Raw genomic sequence first — 22986 nt, 5'->3', positions numbered from 1 at the left:
TACGAAGGCGCCGGTGCGCATACGCTGGTTGAAATCAATTTCGCCGAGGAATCTCGATGGCCGCGCGTACGATTCCACGCCGTGCATGCGCCGTGATTCCGCATAGGTCAGCACCAGGCATTCGCGAGCGCGCGTGATGCCGACGTAGGCGAGACGCCGCTCCTCCTCCAGCCGACCGGGCTCTTCGCTTGATTTCTGGCTCGGAAACAAGCCGTCTTCGAGACCGACGAGGAACACCAGCGGAAACTCGAGCCCCTTGGCCGAATGCAGCGTCATCAGCTGCACGCAGTCCTGCCATGCCTCACCCTGCCCTTCGCCCGATTCGAGCGCAGCATGCGAGAGAAACGCGGCCAGTTCCGACAGGCCAGCCTCGAGATCGTCCGGCGTGCGCCGGAAACGGCTCGCGACATTGACCAGCTCGTCGAGGTTCTCGGTGCGCGACTCGGCACTGCCACGGCTGTCCTTCTCGTAGAAATCGCGCAAGCCCGAGCGCGCCATCGCGTGTTCGATCTGTTCGGACAGCGCGAGTGGTCCGTCGGTGACGGTCATGTCGCGCTCGACAACTGCTGCATCCATCTCTGCTTGTGATTCGGCTGCAGCAGACGTGTCCTTCGCCGGCGACAGGCAGTCGCGCGCGAGTTCCTCGATCAGCTCCGCGAACAGGCGGATCGCATTTTTCGCGCGACCGGCCAACGCATCGGCGCCAAGCTCCCCGAGCACCGCTTCCCACATCGACGTGTTCTCGCGCCGCGCGCGCTGACGCAGCAGGTCCAGCGTGCGATCGCCGATTCCGCGCGGCGGCGTGTTGACCGCGCGCTCGAAGGCGGCGTCGTCGTGGCGGTTGCCGACGAGGCGAAGGTAGGCGAGCGCATCCTTGATTTCCGCGCGATCGAAGTAACGCAGCCCGCCATACACACGATAGGCGACGTCGTGCTGGATCAGCTGCTCTTCGAAGTTGCGCGACTGCGCATTCGAGCGATAGAGGATTGCAGCCTCGGACAACTTGTGTCCGGCGCGGGCGTGCTCGCGAATGCGCTCGACGACATAACGCGCTTCGTCCTGCTCGTTGTAGGCCGCATACAGGTCGACCGGATCACCCGCATCTCCAGCGGTCCACAACTGCTTGCCGAGGCGATCGGGATTGTTCGCGATGACCGCGTTTGCAGCCGCGAGGATCGTGCCGGTCGAGCGATAGTTCTGTTCGAGGCGGATCGTCTTCGCGCTGGGGAAGTCGCGCAGGAACAGCTGCACGTTCTCGACCCGCGCGCCGCGCCAGCCGTAGATCGCCTGATCGTCGTCGCCGACGACAAAGACGCTGCCGCTGGTTCCAGCCAACACGCGGATCCACGCGTATTGCAGCGTGTTGGTGTCCTGGAATTCGTCGATCAGCAGATGCCGGTAGCGCTCGCGATAGTGCGCGAGCAACGCGTCATCCTGCAGCCACAGTTCGTGGGCGCGGAGCAGCAGTTCGGCGAAGTCGACCAGACCCGCACGCTGGCATGCGGCTTCGTACGCGCGATACACGTCGATCAGCACGCGGTTGACTGGATTGTTCCCCGGGTCGAGCCCGTCGGGTCGCTTGCCTTCATCTTTCGCGCTGTTGATGAACCACGTCGCCTGACGCGGCGGGAAACGCGATTCGTCCAGACCGAGCCCCTGGATCGTGCGCTTGACGAGGCGCTGCTGGTCGTCGCTGTCGAGGATCTGGAATGTTTCCGGCAGCCGCGCTTCGCGCCAGTGGCGACGCAGCAGCCGATGTGCGATGCCGTGAAACGTGCCGATCGTCAGCCCGCGCGCACCGCCGGCGATCAACGCTTCGGTGCGGCCGCGCATTTCGCCGGCGGCCTTGTTGGTGAAGGTCACCGCCAGCACCGACCACGGCGACACGCGTTCGACCTCGAGCAGCCAGCCGATGCGGTGGGTCAGTACACGCGTCTTGCCGGAGCCTGCGCCGGCAAGCACAAGGTAGTGTCCGGCAGGCGCGGTGATCGCCTCGCGCTGGGAATCGTTGAGACCGTCGAGCAGGTGGGAAACGTCCATCCGTCATTGTAACGGGCAGGCGGCGCACCTTAACGACGCTTGGCGGACGCCGGCACCGGGTCGGGATTTCGCTCCGAGAATCCCTTCTGGTGCCAGTACGGATACACCGGCGTGAAGGCACTCGCCTCATCGAGCTTCGCAACCTGGTCCGCATCGAGATTCCAGCCGACGGCGCCGAGGTTCTGGCGCAGTTGTTCCTCGTTGCGCGCACCGATCACCACGGTCGACACGGTGGGCCGCTGCAGCAACCAGTTGAGAGCGATCTGTGGAATGCTTTTTCCCGTTTCCGCGGCAATGACATCGAGCGCATCGACGACGCGATAGAGCGCCTCGTCCTGCACGGGTGGACCCATGTCAGCGGTCTCGTGCAGGCGGCTCGTCGCCGGCAATGGCTGGCCGCGTCGGAGCTTGCCGGTGAGGCGTCCCCAACCGAGTGGACTCCACACGACCGCACCGACGCCCTGGTCGAGCCCAAGCGGCATCAGTTCGGATTCGTAGTCACGGCCGATCAGCGAATAGTAGGTCTGGTTCGCGACGTAGCGCGGATAGCCGTGGCGATCGGCTGCCGCGAGCGACTTCATCAGGTGCCAACCCGAAAAATTGGAGACGCCGGTGTAGCGGACCTTGCCGGCACGCATGAGATCGTCCAGCGTCGACAGGGTTTCCTCGACCGGCGTGAGCGCGTCGAACCCATGCAACTGGAACAGGTCGATGTAATCGGTGCCGAGGCGCCTGAGCGCTGCGTCGATCGCGTTGATCAGATGAAAACGCGAGGAGCCGACTTGATTTGCGCCGTCGCCGGAGCGGAACGTCGCCTTGGTGGAAATCAGAACCTGATCGCGGCGGCCCTTGATTGCGCCGCCGAGCACGGACTCCGACGCACCACCGGAATAGATATCCGCGCTGTCGAACATCGTGACGCCGGCGTCGATACAGATATCCACCAATCGCCGCGCTTCATCAACATCAGTGCTTCCCCACGCGGCGAAAAAGTCACCTTTGCCACCGAAGGTTCCCGTGCCGAAACTCAACACGGGAACCGTGAATCCGGAAGCACCGAGACGACGGTATTCCATGGCGAACTCCTCCAATCAACGACGTGAGGTCCTGACTTGGGGATGTTCGCGGACATTCAACACAACGGGCGCCCGCGGATGTCCCGCAAACGAGGTCGTTATTTGCGCATTGCGCCGGCAGCGGCGAGACCGAGGCCAACCAGCACGCCAAGTCCGCCGATCCACTGGGGCACGGTCTTGTCCTGTTTGACGGACGCGGAAAGGCCGCCGACCTTCACCACTTCCTTGTCCTGCGTGAAGTTGAGGTTTCCGGTGAAGGCCGCAGCGCCGACCGCGATGAGCACGATGCCGGCAAGAATGAGTCCGATACGCATGATGAATTCCCCTTTGAATGAGTGACTGTCGGCGCGCACGCGCGTTCGGGACAACGCAATCCGTCGGGATTCCGTCAGGCTCCGCGCGCCGCGAGCTTCGCCGTGTGCGTGCAGTTATCGACTGTGTGAGCTGAACGGCCCTGCACTGGATCGGTGCGGAGCCTGTTCGCAGCTCCGCTCCGGCTCAGTGCGCCTCTGCAGCGCGCGGAGCGTGGAGCCCGGCCATCAGTCGATCCGTCCAGGCGATGCCGATCGCGGACGCGATAAACACGCAGTGGATGATCGTCTGCCACATCACGCCGGTGGTCGTCAGCGTCGTGCAGTTCTTTCCTCCGCCGAGGACAACCTCGTCGGCAATCTGGCCGACAAGTTCCGGCGAGCAGAACGGCAGACCACCGCCAAGCGCGCCTGCTTCGATGAAGCTTTTCAGCAGGTGGATCGAGCTGATGCCGATGATCGCCATTGCGAGCTTGACCTTCAACACCGATGCATTGACATGACTCAGCCACTCGGGCTGGTCCGGATGGCTTTCGAGGCCAAGCCGCGACACGAACGTTTCATAGCCGCCAACGATCACCATGATGAGCAAGTTGGAAATCATCACGACGTCGATCAGCCCGAGCACGATCAACATGATCGATTGCTCGCTCAACGTCAGGGCATCGTGGATCAGATGCCACAGTTCCTTCACGAACAGGATCACGTACACGCCCTGCGCGACGATCAGGCCGAGATAGAGCGGCACCTGCAGCCAGCGGGACGAGAAAATCAGTGCCGGCAACGGCAGCAGCGGAGTGGGAGGCTTGATCATCCGGGAAGTCCCTTCGAGGCAATGGCGATTCTAGCCGCAAGCGCCGGCACTGCGTGCGGAACGCCGCCGATCAACCGTCGATCAGCGAGGTCCCAGGCAGTGACAGCACGTACCCGGCGCCCATCATTTGCGACGGCGTGTAGTAGTCGCCCGCCGGCCTGGTTGCCAGCACGTGCTGCGCGATGCCGAGTGCGGACTGCACTGTGAGCGCATAGCCATTGGACACGACGAGCTGCAGGCGACGTTCGTCGCCCGCGGCGTTACGTACTTCGCCCCAGACATGCGAGCGCGTTGCAGCGCGGCGCTGTTCGTCGGGGCCTGCGGTCGCCCCCGCGCGCGATTTGAGGAACGACTGCACCGGCGCGAGTGCGAGCAATGGCATCAGCATGCGCAGGCGACGGACCCGCGCAATCGTCTTCGGCGACGTGACCATGTAGGTTTCGACATTCCCGATGCCGGTTGACACGAACGCCGTGTAGACATCACCCCAAGGAATCGTCATCGCCGTGCGCGGCTGGCCATCGCGCTCGAAGGTGCGCGACTTCCACGCGAGCGGCACGTCGACCACCTTCCCGTCGACCCGCGCGCGACCGCCCTTTGCCAGTCCTTCGACGCTGGTCTTTGCCGTCCCCGGGCTTGGCCCGCCGGCCGCCTCGAATGCCAGCACCAGGTGCGTCGCATCCGGCAGCTGCTGCTTGAGCATCGCGGCGGCGCAGTCGGTCGGCACGACATCGAACCCGACGCCTGGCGCGACCACGATACCCTGCCGCTGCGCGCGCGGCTGCGCACGATGGCACAGCGCGAACACGTCGATTTCGCCGGTGATGTCGAGATAATGGACGCTGTGTTCGAGGCACGCTTCGAGCAACGGCACTGCCGTTTGCGAGAATGGACCCGCACAATTGAGCAACAGGTCGATGCCGTCGAAATGGCGCGCGATCTCCGCCGGATCCTCCAGCGTGAACACGCGGCGCGTCAGCGACAATTTCTGCGCGAGTGCGTCGAGCGCGTCGCGGTTGCGGCCGGCGAGCACTGGCTTCAGGCCGCGTCGCACGGCTTCTTCGGCGATCAGCGCGCCGGTGTAGCCGTTTGCTCCGTAGATCAGGATCGGGTCCATGCTTGGCCTCCTCGGTGCGGTCATTCGTCGGGACGCGAACGTAACACCCGCGTCATGGCCCCGTAGGCAGAACGTCTGAAACGCGGGAGGCGCGAGCCGCATCGTGCGAGAAGCGCCGGCCGCGCGAGCGCGTCCAGCCTACGGCGTTTTCTTCGACGGATCCGCGTACATCTGTTCTGCCCGCTGGAACAACACCCACGAGGTTGCGATGTACTTGTTGCCACCGACCGGCATGTTGCCGCGATGCGTGTGCGTGAATCCTGCCGGCGCAATCAGGAGCGAACCGGTTTTCGGCGTGATCTTCCGGTGCTGGTACAGAAACTCCGTTTCGCCGGCGTCGAAGTCGTCGTTGAGATAGACCGTCCACAGCAGCACGCGGTGCAGGTTGTCGTCGTTGCCGGCACGCGGCGCGATCTCGCTGTGCCAGTACGGATACCCGCCCTGGTCGGCGAAGTAGCGCTGCAGGTTGATGCCGCCGGGACGGAACAACTGGATGACCAGTCGCTGCAGGTCCGCATCCGACAACGCGCGGACGTCATCGATACCGAGCATCACCATGCCGTCGCCGGCCGGGCCCTTGCGATACAGCGCTGTCGGCGCGAGCGCCAGGTAGGTGTACTTGCGCAGATAGGCGAGCATTCCCTGCATCATCGCGCCGTTGAGCAGGTTCTCCGCTGACTTCCATTCGGCATTGCGGGTGATGTCGAGATCCCAGCTGTCCTTGAGACGAGTATTGACCCCACCCGCCGTTGCGCCGCGCACCACCTTGCTGCTGGCTTCGAATGCGGCGATCAGTTCGGCACAGACCTTCGGATCGACGGCACCGTCGATGACCTCGATGAAGTCAGGCGCATCGCCCTCCGTCATGCCGCGGTGCCGTCATGAAAGGCGGTCGCACGCTCGACTTCGTTCTTTGAACCGAGGAACACCGCGACGCGCTGGTGCAGCTTCTGCGGCTGGATCTCCATGATCCGGCGATGTCCGTCGGTCGACGCTCCGCCGGCCTGCTCGATGATCATCGACATCGGATTCGCCTCGTACATCAGGCGCAGCTTGCCGGGCTTGTCCGGGTCGCGCTGGTCGCGCGGATAGATGAAGATGCCGCCACGGGTCAGGATGCGGTGCACGTCGGCGACCATCGAGGCGACCCAGCGCATGTTGAAGTCGCGCGCGCGCGGGCCGGTTTTCCCGGCGAGGAGTTCGTCGATGTAGCGCTGCATCGGCGCTTCCCAGTGGCGCTGGTTCGACATGTTGATGGCGAACTCGGCCGTCTCTTCCGGTATGCGCAGTCGCAAACCGGTGAGCACGAAGCTGCCTTGCTCGCGATCGAGCGTGAAGGCGTACACCCCGTCGCCGAGAGTCAGTACGAACACCGTGCTCGATCCGTAGATCGCGTACCCGGCGGCAACCTGTTGGGTCCCCGGTTGCAGGAACGCCTTTTCATCCGGCTTCACGTCTTCGGGACAGCGCAGCACCGAGAAGATCGTGCCGACCGAAATGTTGACGTCGATGTTGGACGAGCCGTCCAGCGGATCGAATACCAGCAGGTATTCACCCTTCGGGTAGCGATCGGGAATCGGATGCGGGTCGTCCATCTCCTCCGACGCGAGGGCGGCGAGATGACCGCCCCACGCGTTCGCTTCGAGCAGGATCTCGTTCGACAGCACATCGAGCTTCTTCTGCGTTTCGCCCTGCACGTTTTCGGTACCGGCACTGCCGAGCACGCCCCCCAGTGCACCCTTCGCGGTGGCGATCGAGATGCGCTTGCAGGCGCGCGCGACGACCTCGATCAGCAGGCGCAGGTCTGCATTGATGCGCCCGGCACGTTGCTCCTCGAGCAGGTACTGGGTCATGGAAATCGACTTCATGGGCAACGGCTCCGGCGGTGAACGGCAGGCGCGCATTGTCGGGACTTGCGCGAGGCGATGCCAGTCGGTCGGCGGCGTGCCTTGCTGACACCATGCTGTCAGTGGCACCCCCGCACTCTTCGCATCACGCCAGCCGGCGTCATCCCGAGGAGAGACCCATGTTGAATCCCAATGTCCCCGCCTGGTTCGAGATCCCGACGCACGACCTCGACCGCGCGCAGTCGTTCTACGAGAAGATGCTCGGCATCGAGCTGGCCCGCGAGAATTTCGGCGGCAACGACATGGCGGTGTTCCGCGGCGCTGGCAAACCCAACTCAAGCGGCGCGCTGGTGCGGATGCCCGATTGCGAACCCTCGGTGCAGGGCAGCGTCGTCTACATCAGCATCGACGACATCCGCCCGGCGCTCGACAAGGTCAAGGCGCACGCAGGAGATGTGTTCGTTCCGTGCACTGCGCTGCCGCCGGGCATGGGTTACTTCGCGCAGATCCGCGATTGCGAAGGCAACCGCGTGGGACTGTGGTCGCCGAACTGAGGGACCCTGCGGGCCGGACGCGTCTCTTGCGTCCAGCGTGCGGCCGGCGGCAGCGACCGCTCGCGCCGCCTGGCGACGTGGCGTGTCGCCGGTTTGCCGTCAGAACCCCGCGGAGGCGATCATCACGCGATGCGCCGAGCCGACCGCCTGTTCCTCATCATCCATGCGCTGCGCGGTCGACGCACGGCAGTGCCGGCGCGCCAGCTCGCGCAGACACTGGCCGTATCGGTCCGCACGGTGTATCGCGACGTCGCCGACCTGCAGCTCTCCGGCGTGCCGATCGAAGGCGAGGCGGGCGTCGGCTACGTGCTGCGCAAAGGGTCGGACATTCCACCGCTGATGTTCAACGCCGACGAACTCGAAGCGCTGGTGGTCGGTACGCGGTTCGTGAAGGCGTTTGCAGGGCAGCGCCTGCAGCGCGGGGCGCAGGCGGCGCTTCTGAAGATCGAAGCGGTGTTGCCTCCCGACCTGCGCCAGCGCGCCAACCGCTCACGCATCTTTGCACCGACCAGCCGCACCGAGGCCGCTGCCACCGTCATCGATCGCCTGCATGCGGCGATCACGGCCCATCATGTGCTGAGGCTCGACTATCGCGACGAATCGGGTCGCACCAGTGTGCGCGAAGTCGAGCCTTTGTGCCTCGCCTTCTGGGGCGGCGTGTGGACGCTCGGCACCTGGTGTCGGCTGCGCATCGCGTTCCGCAATTTTCGTCCCGACCGCATCGCCGGATTCGAACCGACCGGCGAGACCTGCGAAGAAACCAGCGGGCGCGGGCTCGCGGCCTACCTGCATGCGGTCGGCGCAGAGACCGACGCACTCGACCTGTCATGACGAAGACGTGGGGTCCGCGTCCAACGCACGCGCTCGGCGCCGAAACGATGCGATGATCGGCGTTTGCCGCTCGTGGGAATCGCCAATGAACCGATGTCTGGCTGGCCTGATGATGGCGTTGATGGCCTGCGCCCTGTTTGCTCCGCTCGCGCGCGCTGGCACTGCGGACGCGGCGTTCGAGGCGCTTTACAAAAAGGAATGGAGCTGGCGCCAGCAGCAGTTCGCCGGCGATGACGACGAGGATCGCGCTGCAAGTCCCGACGACAACCATTTGCCGAGCGTCGATGCAGCGGCGCAGAAGATGCGCCTCGCGTATTGGGACGACGTGCTGAAACAGCTCGATGCGATTGCCACGAAAGATCTTTCGGCGGAGAACCAGGTGAACCTCGCCGTGTACCGACCGCAGGTTGGCGACCTCGCCGCACAGATCCGTTTCCGCACCTACGAGATGCCGTTCAACAGCGATTCGCAGTTCTGGTCGGATCTCGGCTTCATGGCGCGCCGGCCACTGCGCGACGTGCAGTCGGTGCGCAACTACATTGCCAAGCTCGACGATGTGCCGCGTTATTTCTCCGAAAACATCGTCAACATGCGCGCGGGACTCAAGCGTGGATTTTCGGTTCCTCGCGCGGTGCTGACCGGGCGCGATGTGTCGATCGCGAATTACGCCGAGGCGAAAACGCCCGAGGACAGCGAGTTCTATGAACCGCTGAAGAAACTTCCGTCGACAATCCCCGAGGCCGAGCAGGTAACGCTGCGCGCCGATGCGACGCGCGCGATTCGCGAACACGTGATTCCCGCGTATGCGAAGTTGCTGGTGTTTTTTCGCGAAGACTACGTGCCGCATGCGCGGACCACGCTCGCGGCGGAAAAGCTGCCGGACGGCGAGGCGTTCTACCGCCAGCAAATCCGTGAGTACACGACGCTTGATCTCGACCCCGAGGCGATCCACGCGATCGGTCTCGCCGAGGTCGCACGCATCGATGCCGAGATGCAGGCGACGATGAAGGCAAGCGGCTTCACCGGCGAGTTCCCGGCATTCCTGACATTCCTGCGCAGCGACACGCAGTTTTACGCAAAGTCCGGCGACGAACTGCTGATGCGCGCCGCGTGGATCGCCAAGCAGGTCGACGGCAAGCTGTCGCAGTATTTCGGGTTGCTGCCGCGCGGGCGCTTCGGCATCGACCCGGTGCCCGCGGCGATCGCGCCGTTCTGGACCGCGGGCCGCGGCAGCGCGCACACCTACTGGGTCAATACCTACGATCTTCCGTCGCGCCCGCTCTACAACCTTCCCGCGCTGACCCTGCACGAATCGGCGCCCGGCCACTCTCTGCAAGGCGCGCTGGCCGAGGAGCAGAAGAACCAGCCGGAATTCCGCAGCAAGAACTACATCTCGGCGTATGGCGAGGGCTGGGCGTTGTACTGCGAAAAGCTCGGCAAGGAGATGGGCATCTACCACACCGCGTACGAGGAATTCGGGCGCGAGACGTATGAAATGTGGCGCGCTGCGCGTCTGGTGATCGACACCGGCATCCATCACGAGGGCTGGACACGCGCGCGCGCGATCACGTACCTCGCAAGCCACACCGCGCTCAGCCAGCACGAAGTCGAAACCGAGGTCGACCGCTACATTTCGTGGCCAGGGCAGGCGCTCAGCTACAAGCTCGGTGAAATGAAGATCGTCGAGTTGCGCGCGCGCGCCGAAAAAACGCTCGGTGCGAAGTTCGACCTGCGCGCGTTCCACGATGCGATCCTGGCCGAGGGTTCGGTGCCGTTGCCGTTGCTGCAACAGCGGATCGACGCGTGGATCGCGTCGCACAAGACGGGGTGACGAAGCAAAAAGCCTTAAGCACGAAGGAAACGAAGAGGAAACTCTCGAAATCTTCAGCTTCGTGTGTTGTTGGTGTCCTACGTGATGAAGCTCTTGCCGTTGTTGTTGCCCGCACTGACGAACCTCAACGATCCTGCTTGCCGTCCGCCCTGGTCGCGTCGGGTTTTGCAGGCTTCGTTTTCTTCCCAGGCGGCGTCAACGGAATGGCCGGCACTTTCTCGGACGTCGGCTGCTGTCCTTCGGCGCTTTTCTTCCATTCCTCGAGGATCGCCGCGCGCGCTTCTTTCTGCGACTCGGATTCTTCCTTGACAGGCGGCGTTGCCGGTACGTCGGGATTGCCGCTGTCGAGGTAACGCACGAGCCGCCCGACCTGCAGGCCGAGCATTCCGTCGACGTCCGGCGCGAACGTGTCGAGGGCGCTGTTGCTCGCGCCATTGACGCGATATTCGACACCGAGTCTGGTGCCGCCCTCGTCGCCGGGCCTGAGCCAGAAACTCAAGGTCCCCTTGAGCGAGAATTCCTGCAACGGGCCGAGCGCGGTTTCGAGGCGCAGGAGTTTTTCCGGCAACGCCATGATCACGCGGCCCTGTTCTGCGCTCCCCTCCGTCCAGTGCTCGCAGAAGCAGCCACCCGCTTCGGCCTTCAGGCTGAGATTGGCGGCTTTGCCCGACCAGGTGTGTTCGCTGCTCCACCATAGTTGCGGCTGCGTGAGTGCGGCGTACACCTTCGCCGGAGTTGCCGGGGTGATCGCCTCCACCGTCACCAGAAACGCGTCGGCAGCGGATTCCTTGACCTCGGCGATGGCCTGACTCGCGAGGAAAAATGAGAGCAGCAATGCCGCGGATCGAACCAATGCCACGCGAACCTCCAATTGACCTTCGGCGGGACACAGCGAGCCACCCGGCGACACGATGATTTTCCGGATGCGCGTCGCCGACCATCGATTGCGGTCGAATCTTAGAAGCATCAGCATAACGGACAGCCATCGATGGGGGAGAGTTGCATGACGCACGTTCGTTCCTGTTGCACGACCGTGAACTGTCGTGGATTCTGCGCACGTCTCCGACCGTTGCGCGTGGTTTTGATTTGGCTGGGTGTCATGACGATGGGATGGGGGTCTGCGCTCGCGGCGATCCCGTCGTCGGAACGCGACGTCTTGACCGCGCTGTATTCGCAGACCAACGGGGTAGGTTGGTTCGCGGCGGTGGGCTGGAATGGCGCGGTTGGGACCGAATGCGGCTGGCTCGGAGTTGCCTGCGACGCCCGCAAGAACATGTCGTCGGCATCGCGCTGTCGAACAACAACCTTGAGGGAACAGTGCCTGACCTCGAACCATTGGGCGCGCTCCAGACATTCGATGTCTCGGGCAACCAGCTTGCAGGACTGCTGCCTTCGCTCGGCGCGCTGACGAACTTGCAGGAGTTCAGCGTGTTCGACAACCAGTTCACCGGCCCCATCCCGTCTCTCGCAGGCCTCGCTCGTCTCACACGCCTTGACGTGGCCGGCAACCAGCTGACCGGCGGCATTCCATCGCTTCTGGAGACGCCGAACCTGATCCGGCTCTCGCTCTACAGCAACCAGCTCAGCGGTACGATTCCGCCTTTGGCACAGCTCACCGCGCTGGAGGCTCTGGCAGTCGACGACAACCAGTTGACCGGCGGTGTTCCCGATCTCTCGGCGTTGGTGAATCTGGTGAATCTGTCGATGAGCCGCAATCATCTGGATGGCTCGTTGCCACCCGTGACGACACTCGTCAATCTGCAGTTCTATTTCGCCCTCGAAAACGACTTCAGCGGCCCGCTTCCGGATCTGGCAGGACCCAAGGCGCTGGTGTATTTCGAGGTGGACTCCAATCATCTGACTGGATCGATTCCGGACCCTTCGACGCAACCCCATCTGCAGTGGTTCACCGTTGGGCGCAATCAATTGACCGGAGGCATTCCTGACCTCAGCTCGTTGACCGATCTTCACGGATTCATCGCGAACGACAATGCGTTGACCGGCCCGATCCCCGCATTGACGCCGCTTCCCCATCTGGTGTTCCTGTTGGTCGGCACCAATCAGTTGACGGGCGAGATTCCGTCACTGGAGGGCCTGAACGAATTGCAGATCCTGAAGGTTGGCGGCAACCAGCTCACCGGTCCCGTTCCGCTGCCGCCCTCGCCGAGCAGTCTGACGCCGGGCAGTTCGCAGCTCTGTTCCAACTCGCTCACGCCGTCCGGGAGCACGGCCTGGGATGTCGCGACAGGCGTATCCCCGTGGTACAGCACGTGCGACTTCCTGTTCGACGACGGATTCGATCTCGCGTCGTAAGTGCCAAGCGCTTTCACTTCGACTGACGAGCAACCCCGACGACCTCGAGGATCGCATCGATCACCGCCTGCGGCTGGTCGAAATGGATGTCGTGGCCCGCATGAGGAACGACGCGTTGCACGCCGCGCGTCGACAGCGCGGCGAGTTCTCCATGCAATTGAACCGCGAGATCGCCGCCTTCATCGTCCGGCAGGCCCGATTCGGTATCGGACTGCGCGTGCGTCAGCACCACCATCGGAAGATCGCCATACGGGCGTCGCGCCATCAACAACTGGGGCGGGCTGTCGTAGTCGAACGCGTGTTCTTCCCACATGCGCGCCTGCAGGAAACCCGGTTCCTGCTGCAATCGTCCATACACCGCGCTGATCGCGTCGACATACCGCGAATTGGAGGTACTGGTCGCGCATCGGGCAAAGATGGCCGTGCCCGGTACCATGCCGATACGCGCTGCAGCGAGGCAGTCCTTCGCGGTCTTCACGGCGTCGGCATCGTCGGTCGCCATCTCGATCCGCTGGTCGGGATGCGTCACGAGCCAGCGCGCGGTCCATTCCTCGTGCGACGAATCGTCGAGTACGAGACCGGCGACATCGTTGCGGTACATGCTGGCGTAAAGCCGCACGTTCATTCCGCCATACGAATGGCCCACCAGCACGTAGGGCGGCGCGATGGCGGCGGCCGTCAGCAATCGGTGCAGGTCGTCAACGATGTTCGCACTCGATCCGGGCCGCGTCGGCGGATCGCTGAAGCCGAGGCCGGCGCGGTCGTACGCGCACGCACGCGTCGTCTTCGCGACCACGGGCTGGACCAGGCCCCAGATCTGACTCCAGTTCGCGAGTCCGGCGTCGAATACCACCGTTGGCGCGCCGGTGCCGATGCAGTAGAGGTTGAGGCGACGGCCGTGGTCGATGTCGACGAGGGCTTGCGGGGTTGCATACGCCGGATCGGAGATGACCGCCGTACTCGGCTGGCCGGCGTCTGCCGAGGATGAGACCATGAGCGCGAGCCCGACGACTGCCGCTGCCCAGCGCGGCATCTGGCAAAAAAAGCGCGACATCGAATGGACGCCTAAACGTCCCCGTCGCTGGCCCAGCCCGCGCCGGTGCCACGATGGAATACCGCATCGCTGCCCTGCACGTCACCGGCGGGGAACGATGGCTGCTCGGCCAGTTCCGCATAGATCGATGCGAAATCCGGTCGTGTCGCGTCCATCAGCTGGTCGAAACTGTCGATCACGAAATACGTCTTCTGATAGGTGTCGATGCGGTAGCGCGTCTTCATGATGCGCCGCAGGTCGAAGCCGATGCGGTTCGGCGCCGGCGACTCAAGGCAGTGGATGGACTCGCCTTTCGAACTGACGATTCCCGACCCATAGATGCGCAGTTCGCCGTTCTGGCGGATCAGACCGAACTCGACCGTATACCAGTAGAGCCGGGTCAGATTGATGAGCGCTTCCGCGCCGATGCCGTGCGCCTTCACGCCGCCCTTGCCGTACGCCTCCATGTAGTCGGCGAACACCGGATTGAGCAGCAGCGGAACGTGGCCGAACAGGTCATGGAAGAGATCCGGTTCTGCGATGTAGTCGATCTGCTCCGGCTTGCGCAGCCACCAGGTCACCGGGAATAGCCGGTTCGCCAGGTGATCGAAGAACGTCAATTCCGGCAGCAAGCCTTCGACGCCGATCAGCTGCCAGCCGGTCGCCTTGATCAGCACGGTGTTGAGGTCGTCGAACCGCGGGATCGCGTCCGGCGTCATGTGGAAGCGCTTCTGGTTCTCGATGAACTCGGCGCATGCGCGCTGCTCGAGGATGGCGCGCTGCCGCTCGAACAACGTCGCCCAGGTCTGATGGTCGGCGCGCGAATACGTCGACCACGGCTGCTCGACGACGCCGGTGGTGTACACGGGAACGTAACCCTTGTCGGTCTGCTGGTGTTCGACGCGGCGCGGCTCGGTGGGATTCATGTGGCCATCCTCATTCGTGCCGGACAGCTTAACGCGGATGGCGCGACGCCGGCTGACCGATGGGTTCAGTGCAACGTCGGGCGCGACGGGTCGTCCTGCGGCTCGCGCTGTCGGAACTCGATGATGCGTCCACGACCGGTATCGGTCGCGGATCGTTGCCATAACACGGGAACCTCGTGCGGACGGGGCAGGTCGAACTCGTCATCGACCTTCGCCTCCCGCTCCGCTTCGATTTCCCAGCTGTATCGTTTCGCTGGCGGCGAGCGGTCGCGGCCACGGAACAACCACGCCGCCAGCACACCGGCCATCGCGCCGAACAGGTGGTATTCGAAACTCACCTGTTCCTTGCCCGGGAGCACGGTCAGCAACATGCCGCCGTAGAGGAAGAACACCACAAGGGACGTGACGATTGCCAACCGATCGCGGCGGAAGAGCCCCATCGAGAACAGGAAAAACATCAGTCCGTGCACGATACCGCTTGCCCCCACATGGACCGAGGATCGCGCAAACAGCCACACGCCGAGGCCGGAGAGCACCCAGATCAACGGCAGCGCGAGCCGCGCCGCTCGCGGGTAGCAATACAACGTCAGCGTCGCGAGCACCCCGAGCGGGAGGGTGTTGGACATGAGATGGTCGAACGACGCGTGCGCGAATGGCGCGGTCAGGATGCCGGTGAGGCTGTCCTGCCGTCGCGGCACGATGCCGAGATCGCCGAGCGGCCAGCCAAACAGCCACGCGCCGATCCAGGCCAGCCAGATTCCCACCAGCAATGCGCTGGCGCCGAGCACCGCATAGCGCACCCGCATGCGGTCGTGTGCGACGGCGGTCGGTGTGGGTTCAGGGGTTGGGCGGGCAATATCCATGCATGAACGGTGGGGGCTCGCGCGACCGGCGCAAGTACCATGCGTGACGGCGGACAGGGCGGTCCGCCCGCGAAACGCTGTCATCAACACCAGGATCTTGTTGTATTGCTCGGCTCGTCCAAGGGGAAACGCTCATTTCGCGTCGCTCCGCCGATCCACCCCACCGGGAGATCGCCGGAACGCGTGTCTGATGCTCAATGCTTCATGCAATTCGATGTCGCCACCGCGCTGACCCTGACCTCACTGCTGACGCTGGCAGTGGGCGCGAGCCTGCGCTTTGCGGCGTCGCGCTATCCGCCGCAACTGCGCGCGACGCTGCGCGTGTGGATCGGTGGTCTGTTCCTGCAGGCCGTTGCGCTGTTCGCACCGGCAGTGGTCGGCACCTCGCCCGAGCCGGCCCTGGTCATCCCGCTGAACATGATCTACGCACTCGCGTACGCCGAAATGGGGCGCGCCGTGAATCTGTTCACCGGCCGTCCGCGTGGCTATTTCGGTTGGGTTCTGGTGGCGGTGGTGACGCTGATCTCTGTCCTGTTCGGATTGGTCTGGCCGGACGACCGCTGGCGCGTCGCGCTCAATTGTCTGCCCCTCGCGCTGCTCGAATACAGCGTCGCACACGCCATCCTGCGCGAGCGGCCGTCGTTGAAGCCCGCCGATTATCTGACCGGCAGCCTGTTCATCGCGTGCGCGGCCCTCGCGATCACGCGCGGCTTCGTGGTGCTGCTCGGGCCGCCGTTCGTGTCGCACGAAACCTATGCTCTCATCAGCAGCATCGTGTACGTCTTCAGCTCCGTGCTGCCAATGATCGGCACCATTGGTTTCGTGCTCATGTGCGGCGACCGGCTCAACGACGACCTCGCCCGGCTGGCGATGAGCGATCCACTGACCGGCGTGTACAACCGCCGCACGCTCGCAGGACTCGCCGCGAAGGCCATGGACGAATCTGCGCGCAGCGGAAAACCGCTGTCCCTGCTGGCGCTCGACATCGACCATTTCAAGCGCATCAATGACGAGTTCGGCCATGATGTCGGCGACGAGACGCTGTGCGGAATGGTTGGACTGATCCAGGAATCGCTGCATCCGGGGCAGATCCTGTGCCGCATCGGTGGCGAGGAATTCGCCATCCTCGTTCCAGACCTCGGTGAAACGGAAGCATGCCTGGTCGCGGAGCGCGTCCGCCAACACGTCGCCGCGTCGCCCCTCATCATCGAGAGCCATTCACTCAGCCTGCGCGTCTCGATCGGCGTGGCCGCATTCGATCGCGGGATCGGCGATCTGACATCGCTTTTGCGCGACGCGGACCGTGCGCTGTACAGCGCAAAGCGCGCAGGCCGCGACCGCATTGCAGCCGCCTCGCAAACGATTGCAGCCGGCGGCCCGTCACTGCTCGCGCCGACGATGCCCTGAGCAATCGGAGCAGCCCTGCGATCTGCGCTTCGCTATCATGGCGCCATGAACCAACCTGCCGCGGATGCGCTGCCGCTGATCCAGCTCAGAACCGAACGCCGCTCGAACCACCCCTGGATCTTCCAGAAGATGGTCGAGAAGCCCGATCCCAAGCCCCGACCCGGCACGATCGTCGAGATCGTCGATCGTGAAGGCACGTTCGCCGGCCGCGGTTTCTACAACGGCCATTCACGTATCTCGCTGCGCGTGCTGACCCAGGATCCCGACGAGGCGATCGACGAGGAGTTCTTTGCCCGCAAGATCGGCGATGCGATCGCATTGCGGCGGGAGTTGCTGCAACTCGATGCGATCACCGACGCGTACCGTCTCGTGCACTCGGAGGGCGATGGCCTTTCCGGGCTGGTCGTCGACCGGTTCGCCAATACGGTCGTGGTCGAGTTCTTCTCGGCCGGCATGTACAAGCAGCGCGACGTGATCAAGCGTTGCCTGCTCGCGCATTTCCCGGATGCAGACCTGTACGCGTTCGCCGAGGAACACGTGCAGAAGCAGGAGAGCTTCGACTGCGCGATTCCGAAGTCGCCGCCACCGACGGTGATCCACGAACACGGCGTGCAGTTCCACGCCGCGCCCGGCACCAAGCACAAGACCGGCTTCTTCGCCGACCAGCGCGACAACCGGAAGCTCCTTTCGGAACTCTGCGCGGGCAAGCGCGTGCTCGACCTGTGCTGCAACTCGGGCGGCTTTGCGATTTACGCGAAAGCGATTGGCGGTGCCGAGGAAGTCGTCGGTGTCGATCTGGACGAAGAGATTCTCGAGATCGCCGAAAAAAACGCGTACCTCAACAAGGTGAAGGTGCGCTTCGTGCAGGCGGACATCTTCCACTGGCTGCGTGACGCGGCGGCGAACAACGCCAAGCAGTTCGACGTGGTGATTCTCGATCCGGCCAAGATGACACGCGACCGCGAACAGGTGATCCCCGCGCTGAAGAAATACCTCGACATGAACAAGCTCGCGATGAGCGCGGTGAAGCGTGGCGGCATCCTGCTGACGTGTTCGTGCACCGGCCTGGTCAGCGAGGACCAGTTCCTCGACATGCTGCGCCGCGCGGCGTACTACGCGAACCGCACCGTGCAGGTGTTGAAAGTGACGGGCGCAGGGCCGGATCATCCGTGGCAGGCGCACGTGCCCGAGTCGCGCTACCTCAAGGCCGCGTTCTGTCGCGTCGAGTAACTGTCAGGCAAATGCAACGTCGTGCAGGCCGGACCGCGTTGTTTGCGGCCGGCTGGATTGTGTCGATCGCCGGCGCAAGGCTGCGGGCTTCGGGCAGCCTGCTAGACTCGCGATCCGCCTCCGCGCAGCGCACGTTCGATGAGCCCGCCCCGCAAAACGATCACCCCGAGCAAGCCCGCCAATCCGTCTGTGACCCAGGCGCAGGCTGAGGATGCAGTGCGTACGCTGCTCCGCTGGTCCGGCGAGGATCCGCAACGGGAAGGCCTGCTCGATACCCCGAAGCGGGTGGCCGAAGCGTATCGCGACTGGTTTTCCGGCTACTCGACCGATCCGGCCGGGTATCTCGGTCGCACGTTCGAGGAAGTCGCCGGCTACGACGAACTGATCGTGTTGCGCGACATCCATTTCGAGTCGTTCTGCGAACACCACATGGCGCCGATCATCGGTCGTGCACATGTCGGCTATCTGCCGACATCGAAAGTGGTCGGAATTTCCAAGCTCGCGCGCGTCGTCGACGGTTTTGCGCGCCGCTTCCAGGTGCAGGAAAAACTCACCGCGCAGATCGCGCACTGCATCGACGACGTGCTCAAACCTCGCGGGGTCGGTGTCGTGATCGACGCGGTGCACCAGTGCATGACCACGCGCGGCGTGCACAAGACGGGCGTTTCGATGATCACCAGCCAGATGCTCGGCACGTTCCGCGACGACGCGCGAACGCGTGCCGAGTTCCTGCGCTTCATCGATATCGACAGCCGTCGCTGACCTGCAGCGAGATCCCGACGACTTCGGGGCCTGCGCGTGAACGACGCCGCTGCGACTGCGCCACGCAAGGCGGCACTCGCCTTCATTTTCATCACGGTGCTGATCGACGTGCTGTCATTCGGCATCATCATTCCCGTGCTGCCGCACCTGGTCGAGCAACTCGCCGGCGGCGGCATCGCGAATGCCGCGTTGTGGGTCGGCGTGTTCGGAACGCTCTTCGCGCTGATCCAGTTCGTCTGCTCGCCGATCCAGGGCGCGTTGTCGGACCGCTTCGGGCGACGCCCGGTGGTGTTGCTGTCCAATCTCGGCGTCGGCATCGATTTTCTGTTCATGGCGCTGGTCAACAGCTTGCCGCTGCTGTTGATCGGGCGCTGCATCTCGGGTGCCACTGCGGCGAGTTTCACCACCGCGAATGCGTACATTGCCGACGTGACGCCGGCGGAGAAGCGCGCCGCGAGCTTCGGCATGCTGGGAGCCGCGTTCGGTGTCGGCTTCATCATCGGACCCGCGCTCGGCGGGCTGCTTGGCGGCATCCATGTGCGGGCGCCGTTCTATGCGGCAGCGGTGCTCGCGCTCGCCAACTTCTGCTACGGCTGGTTCATCCTGCCCGAGTCGCTGCCCGCCGATCGACGCAGCGCGCGGTTTGACTGGAGTCACGCCAATCCGTTCGGATCTCTGGTGCTGCTGCGCCGCTATCGCCAGGTGTTCGGTCTGGCCGCGGTGGTGCTGCTCAGCGACCTCGCGCACTACGTGCTGCAGAGCGTGTTCGTGCTGTACGCCGACTATCGCTACGGCTGGGGACCGCAGAAGGTCGGCTACACGCTCGCGCTGGTCGGCCTGTGCAACGCGATCGTGCAGGCGTGGCTGGTCGGCAAACTGGTGCCGCGCATCGGCGAACGGCGAACCGTGCTCGCCGGTATCGTGTTTGGCGGCATCGGGTTCGCCTGCATGGCGCTGGCCGGCAACGGGCCGGTGTTCCTGATCGGCATTCCGTTCCTCGCGTTGTGGGGTCTCGCAGGTCCATCGACGCAGGCGTTGATGTCGCAACAGGTCGGACCGCGCGAACAGGGACGATTGCAGGGGGCGGTTTCGAGCCTCGCGAGTGTTGCGGGCATTATCGGACCTGCGCTGTTCACCCAGGTGTTCGCGCTTTTCATCAGCAACCACGCGCCAATCCATTTGCCAGGCGCGCCGTTCCTGCTGTCCTCGTTTCTGCTGATCGTCGCGTTGCTGGTCGCCATGCGAGTGACGCGATCAGGCGCGCAGGAGGATGTGGCGAACCGAAAACCGGAGATCGTCACCCCGGGGATGCCTTTGGCTGAGGTACGCGCCAACGACGGCGGACACGAGCAGCGTTGATTCAGCCACGTCGCGGCATAACGGCGATCCCGTCCATCCGGTCACTCCCGTGGCGACTCCTGATCCACACGTTGGGGCTTCCGCCTCCTCCGCTGCAATCGACGCGGCGAAAATCGTTGGACTGACCTATGTCAGCGATGATCAGCCGGGAATCCACCGGCGGCGGCGCGGCAGCGGATTTTTCTATCTGGATGCGCACGGAAAACGCGTGACCGATGAGGAGGTCCTTGCGCGCATTCGTCGCCTCGCGATTCCACCGGCTTACGAGGATGTGTGGATCTGCGCCAGTGCGCGCGGCCACCTGCAGGCGACGGGCCGCGATGCGCGTCAGCGCAAGCAGTATCGCTACCACGCGCGCTGGCATGCCATTCGTGGCAATGGCAAGTTCACGCGGGTCGCCGAATTCGGCGGACAACTTCCGCGACTGCGCCGACGCTTGCGGCGCGACCTTGGGCTGCCCGGATTGCCGCGTGAAAAGGTGCTCGCGGTCGCGGTCAGCGTGATGGCGGAAACAATGATCCGCGTCGGCAACGAGGAATATGCCCGCACCAACAAGTCGTACGGCCTGACGACACTGCGCGAGCGCCACGTTGCATTCCTGCGCGACGGTCGCGTCCGCCTGAGTTTTCGCGGCAAGAGTGGGCAGCCGCACGATGTGACGGTCGACAACGCGCGCCTCACGCGCGTGCTGCGTCGGTGCCAGCAGTTGCCCGGGCAGGCACTGTTCCAGTATCTCGACGACGACGGCGCGCGCCAGCCGATTGATTCGGGCATGGTCAACGACTACTTGCGCGATGCAATGGGCGGCGAATTCACCGCCAAGGATTTCCGCACCTGGGGTGGCACGGTACGCGCGATCGCACTGCTCGCGCGCACGCCGATCCCTGAATCGACCGGCGAACGCGCGCTGGCAGCGGCCATTGCGGCGGTTGTCCGGAATGTGGCGGAGAGCTTGCGCAACACTCCAGCGGTGTGCCGCGGTTCGTACATCCATCCAGCCGCATTCGAGACCTGGCGAGCGGGCCGGCTGCAACGCATCGTGTCATCTACCGCCGCGGTGCATCCGCGCCAGCTGGAAACCGCGTCGCTGCGATTGCTGCGTACGCATGCGCGCACGAACAAGTCGGCGCGCAGCGGCCGCTAGTCCGCCGCGTCGAATCGAGGCAGGGATTGACGAAGGCTGTCGAAGCCTTGCCAAGGGTCGTCCTTCAACGTTTTCGCACGACGCAGGGCCGCAGCGAGATCGAATTGCGCGGCACTTTTCATCTTCCCCAGCTCTTCCCAACGAATCGGCATCGCGACGGGTGCGCCCTCGCGTGCACGCAACGACCAGCTTGCGACGCTTGTCGCGCCGCGCGCGTTACGCAGCCAGTCGATGAAGATGCGACCTTCGCGCTTCGCCTTGCTGGCTGTCGCAAGGTACAACAGCGGCCGGTGCTCGGACATTGCGGTGGCGAACGCTTCGCAGAACGCCTTCGCCTGTGACCAGTCGACCGTGGGATCGATCGGCGCCACCACGTGCGTACCCTTGCCACCGGAGAGGCGCACGAAGCTTTCAAGACCGGCCTCGAGCAACCTTGCGCGGACGTCGCGCGTCGCAGCGATCAACGCCTTCCACTCGACGCCGGGGCCCGGGTCGAGATCGAACACGAGTCGATCCGGCCGCTCCGGTCGATCGACCTTCGCGCCCCACGGATGAAACTCGAGCGTGCTCATCTGCACCAGTTCGAGCACGCCGGCGAGATCGGTGACATACAGATAGTCGTCGCTGGTGCCGCCTTTCTCCTTGAGACGCACCGACGCCACGCTGCCGCCGAGCTTGGCAGCGTGATGCTTCTGGAAAAAACACGTGCCGCCCGCTCCGTCCGGGCAACGGATAACCGACAGCGGCCGGTCGGCGAGTTCGGGCAGCATCCATCCGATCACCGACCGGTAGTAGTCGGCGACGTCCTGCTTGGTGATGCGCGTCCCGGGAAAGACGATGCGCTCCGGGTGGGTGATCGTCACGTCGCGTTGAGCGGCGGCCGTTGCGCGCACCTTCGTCGCACGCACCGGCTTTGGCGATGGCGTTGCAGGCAATGCGTTCGTCGATGTCGCACGTGCTGCCACGACGTTCTTCGCCGATGCGCGTTTCCCGGTCGCCGCCACCTTTCTTCCGCTCCCTTTCACGTTTGGCATTCCAGGATCCTCCATTGTCTTGTCGTCGCGGATCCGCTGAAAACTCGCCTGGCGCAGCAGCCCTTCTTTCGCCCAGCCGCGAAACTCCACTTCGACCACGATCTTCGGCTGCACCCAGTGGACCGCGCTCGCGCGAAACGGAACATGCGCCGGAAGCGCGACCGTTGCGTCGGCGGTTGCCAGCGCTTCGAGCTTCCGGGTCAACGTCTTCAGCAGCGCATCGTTGAAGCCGGTACCGACGCGACCGACATAGCGCAGCGCGCCATGGTCGACCGTCGCCAACAGCAACGCACCGAATCCCTTGCGCGCGCCTTGCGGAGCGCTGTAGCCGACGACGAGAAATTCGTCGGTGTTCGCATGCTTGACTTTCACCCAGTCGCGCGAGCGACCTTCGATGTAGCGCGAGTCGACGCGCTTGCTGACGATGCCTTCGAGGCCTTCGCGGCCTGCGGCGGCAAAGACGCGATCGCCGTGGCCGACAATGTGCGTGCTCG

21 protein-coding genes are annotated in these 22986 nt (G+C 64.3%); 9 read left to right on the top strand and 12 right to left on the bottom strand.

The genetic code is table 11. The annotated features are described in order from the left end of the window. The 7 genes from ABIV12_RS09785 to ABIV12_RS09755 form a co-directional block, all read right to left on the bottom strand. On the bottom strand, positions 1-2040 hold a 2040-nt coding region (locus ABIV12_RS09785), incomplete at its 3' end, for a UvrD-helicase domain-containing protein (protein ID WP_348058714.1). A 29-nt stretch (positions 2041-2069) separates the two neighbouring features. After that, a complete protein-coding gene (locus ABIV12_RS09780) occupies positions 2070-3116 on the bottom strand; it encodes an aldo/keto reductase (protein ID WP_348058712.1) in 1047 nt (348 codons plus the stop codon). Positions 3117-3214: 98 nt separating this feature from the next. Further along, on the bottom strand, positions 3215-3430 hold the full coding sequence (locus ABIV12_RS09775) for a hypothetical protein (protein WP_348058710.1): 216 nt from the start codon (positions 3428-3430) through the stop codon (positions 3215-3217). Positions 3431-3614: 184 nt separating this feature from the next. Next, positions 3615-4241 (bottom strand): TIGR00645 family protein, encoded by a 627-nt coding sequence (locus ABIV12_RS09770; RefSeq protein ID WP_348058708.1) that lies wholly within the window; start codon positions 4239-4241, stop codon positions 3615-3617. A gap of 70 nt (positions 4242-4311) precedes the next feature. Further along, the gene (locus ABIV12_RS09765; RefSeq protein WP_348058706.1) at positions 4312-5358 is read right to left on the bottom strand and encodes a saccharopine dehydrogenase NADP-binding domain-containing protein; all 1047 of its coding nucleotides are present in this window, start codon (positions 5356-5358) and stop codon (positions 4312-4314) included. A gap of 138 nt (positions 5359-5496) precedes the next feature. Further along, positions 5497-6225 (bottom strand): 2OG-Fe(II) oxygenase, encoded by a 729-nt coding sequence (locus ABIV12_RS09760; RefSeq protein WP_348058704.1) that lies wholly within the window; start codon positions 6223-6225, stop codon positions 5497-5499. Further along, complete coding sequence (locus tag ABIV12_RS09755; RefSeq protein WP_348058702.1) at positions 6222-7226, bottom strand: class 1 fructose-bisphosphatase; 1005 nt, start codon at positions 7224-7226, stop codon at positions 6222-6224. The genes ABIV12_RS09760 and ABIV12_RS09755 overlap by 4 nt, the downstream gene beginning before the upstream one ends. 158 nt (positions 7227-7384) lie before the next feature. Between ABIV12_RS09755 and ABIV12_RS09750 the strand changes: the two genes are divergently transcribed. The 3 genes from ABIV12_RS09750 (at position 7385) to ABIV12_RS09740 (ending at position 10421) form a co-directional block, all read left to right on the top strand. After that, positions 7385-7759, top strand: coding sequence for a VOC family protein (locus ABIV12_RS09750; protein ID WP_348058700.1), 375 nt, complete (start codon positions 7385-7387; stop codon positions 7757-7759). Between the two features lie 129 nt (positions 7760-7888). Next, positions 7889-8590: a YafY family protein gene (locus tag ABIV12_RS09745; protein WP_348058698.1), complete on the top strand. Its 702-nt coding sequence runs from the start codon at positions 7889-7891 to the stop codon at positions 8588-8590. A gap of 109 nt (positions 8591-8699) precedes the next feature. Beyond that, on the top strand, positions 8700-10421 hold the full coding sequence (locus ABIV12_RS09740; protein WP_348058716.1) for a DUF885 family protein: 1722 nt from the start codon (positions 8700-8702) through the stop codon (positions 10419-10421). Positions 10422-10545: 124 nt separating this feature from the next. Here the strand turns inward: ABIV12_RS09740 and ABIV12_RS09735 are convergent, their stop codons facing one another. Beyond that, entirely contained in the window at positions 10546-11280 is a 735-nt protein-coding gene (locus ABIV12_RS09735) for a hypothetical protein (RefSeq protein WP_348058697.1), read from the bottom strand. A gap of 458 nt (positions 11281-11738) precedes the next feature. On the opposite strand from ABIV12_RS09735, the gene ABIV12_RS09730 reads away from it, so the two are divergent. After that, positions 11739-12734 carry a hypothetical protein gene (locus tag ABIV12_RS09730; protein ID WP_348058695.1) on the top strand — a complete coding sequence of 332 codons (996 nt, stop codon included), beginning with the start codon at positions 11739-11741 and terminating at the stop codon, positions 12732-12734. Between the two features lie 13 nt (positions 12735-12747). On the opposite strand, the gene ABIV12_RS09725 is transcribed toward ABIV12_RS09730, so the two are convergent. The 3 genes from ABIV12_RS09725 to ABIV12_RS09715 all read right to left on the bottom strand — a co-directional run bounded on the left by ABIV12_RS09725 (position 12748) and on the right by ABIV12_RS09715 (position 15556). After that, positions 12748-13788 (bottom strand): alpha/beta hydrolase, encoded by a 1041-nt coding sequence (locus tag ABIV12_RS09725; RefSeq protein WP_348058693.1) that lies wholly within the window; start codon positions 13786-13788, stop codon positions 12748-12750. Positions 13789-13799: 11 nt separating this feature from the next. After that, entirely contained in the window at positions 13800-14693 is an 894-nt protein-coding gene (gene phhA, locus ABIV12_RS09720) for a phenylalanine 4-monooxygenase (protein WP_348058691.1), read from the bottom strand. 65 nt (positions 14694-14758) lie between these two features. Next, the gene (locus tag ABIV12_RS09715) at positions 14759-15556 is read right to left on the bottom strand and encodes a rhomboid family intramembrane serine protease (RefSeq protein ID WP_348058689.1); all 798 of its coding nucleotides are present in this window, start codon (positions 15554-15556) and stop codon (positions 14759-14761) included. Positions 15557-15760: 204 nt separating this feature from the next. On the opposite strand from ABIV12_RS09715, the gene ABIV12_RS09710 reads away from it, so the two are divergent. The 5 genes from ABIV12_RS09710 (at position 15761) to ABIV12_RS09690 (ending at position 21458) form a co-directional block, all read left to right on the top strand. Next, on the top strand, positions 15761-16963 hold the full coding sequence (locus ABIV12_RS09710; protein ID WP_348058687.1) for a GGDEF domain-containing protein: 1203 nt from the start codon (positions 15761-15763) through the stop codon (positions 16961-16963). A gap of 45 nt (positions 16964-17008) precedes the next feature. Further along, on the top strand, positions 17009-18193 hold the full coding sequence (locus tag ABIV12_RS09705) for a class I SAM-dependent rRNA methyltransferase (RefSeq protein ID WP_348058685.1): 1185 nt from the start codon (positions 17009-17011) through the stop codon (positions 18191-18193). A gap of 138 nt (positions 18194-18331) precedes the next feature. Continuing rightward, positions 18332-18955, top strand: coding sequence for a GTP cyclohydrolase I FolE (gene folE, locus ABIV12_RS09700; RefSeq protein ID WP_348058683.1), 624 nt, complete (start codon positions 18332-18334; stop codon positions 18953-18955). Between the two features lie 36 nt (positions 18956-18991). Next, the gene (locus tag ABIV12_RS09695) at positions 18992-20314 is read left to right on the top strand and encodes a TCR/Tet family MFS transporter (RefSeq protein ID WP_348058681.1); all 1323 of its coding nucleotides are present in this window, start codon (positions 18992-18994) and stop codon (positions 20312-20314) included. Positions 20315-20363: 49 nt separating this feature from the next. Continuing rightward, positions 20364-21458: a DNA topoisomerase IB gene (locus tag ABIV12_RS09690; RefSeq protein ID WP_348058679.1), complete on the top strand. Its 1095-nt coding sequence runs from the start codon at positions 20364-20366 to the stop codon at positions 21456-21458. Here the strand turns inward: ABIV12_RS09690 and ligD are convergent. After that, positions 21455-22986, bottom strand: a 1532-nt coding sequence (gene ligD / locus ABIV12_RS09685) for a DNA ligase D (RefSeq protein ID WP_348058677.1), incomplete at its 5' end; no start/stop codon positions are given. The two genes, ABIV12_RS09690 and ligD, sit on opposite strands and share 4 nt — an antisense overlap.

Source organism: Dokdonella sp. (assembly GCF_039926425.1).
Taxonomy (GTDB): domain Bacteria; phylum Pseudomonadota; class Gammaproteobacteria; order Xanthomonadales; family Rhodanobacteraceae; genus Dokdonella_A.
Note: the sequence above shows the minus strand (reverse complement) of the source record. Positions and strands in the feature narration are given on the sequence as shown.

Bases quoted from the DNA above. Each gene is read 5' to 3' on its own strand.
- ABIV12_RS09780 (WP_348058712.1), bottom strand. From the start codon at position 3,116: ATGGAATACCGTCGTCTCGGTGCTTCCGGATTCACGGTTCCCGTGTTG.
- ABIV12_RS09775 (WP_348058710.1), bottom strand. From the start codon at position 3,430: ATGCGTATCGGACTCATTCTTGCCGGCATCGTGCTCATCGCGGTCGGC.
- ABIV12_RS09770 (WP_348058708.1), bottom strand. From the start codon at position 4,241: ATGATCAAGCCTCCCACTCCGCTGCTGCCGTTGCCGGCACTGATTTTC.
- ABIV12_RS09765 (WP_348058706.1), bottom strand. From the start codon at position 5,358: ATGGACCCGATCCTGATCTACGGAGCAAACGGCTACACCGGCGCGCTG.
- ABIV12_RS09760 (WP_348058704.1), bottom strand. From the start codon at position 6,225: ATGACGGAGGGCGATGCGCCTGACTTCATCGAGGTCATCGACGGTGCC.
- ABIV12_RS09755 (WP_348058702.1), bottom strand. From the start codon at position 7,226: ATGAAGTCGATTTCCATGACCCAGTACCTGCTCGAGGAGCAACGTGCC.
- ABIV12_RS09750 (WP_348058700.1), top strand. From the start codon at position 7,385: ATGTTGAATCCCAATGTCCCCGCCTGGTTCGAGATCCCGACGCACGAC.
- ABIV12_RS09745 (WP_348058698.1), top strand. From the start codon at position 7,889: ATGCGCCGAGCCGACCGCCTGTTCCTCATCATCCATGCGCTGCGCGGT.
- ABIV12_RS09740 (WP_348058716.1), top strand. From the start codon at position 8,700: ATGATGGCGTTGATGGCCTGCGCCCTGTTTGCTCCGCTCGCGCGCGCT.
- ABIV12_RS09725 (WP_348058693.1), bottom strand. From the start codon at position 13,788: ATGTCGCGCTTTTTTTGCCAGATGCCGCGCTGGGCAGCGGCAGTCGTC.
- phhA (WP_348058691.1), bottom strand. From the start codon at position 14,693: ATGAATCCCACCGAGCCGCGCCGCGTCGAACACCAGCAGACCGACAAG.
- ABIV12_RS09715 (WP_348058689.1), bottom strand. From the start codon at position 15,556: ATGGATATTGCCCGCCCAACCCCTGAACCCACACCGACCGCCGTCGCA.
- ABIV12_RS09710 (WP_348058687.1), top strand. From the start codon at position 15,761: ATGCAATTCGATGTCGCCACCGCGCTGACCCTGACCTCACTGCTGACG.
- ABIV12_RS09705 (WP_348058685.1), top strand. From the start codon at position 17,009: ATGAACCAACCTGCCGCGGATGCGCTGCCGCTGATCCAGCTCAGAACC.
- folE (WP_348058683.1), top strand. From the start codon at position 18,332: ATGAGCCCGCCCCGCAAAACGATCACCCCGAGCAAGCCCGCCAATCCG.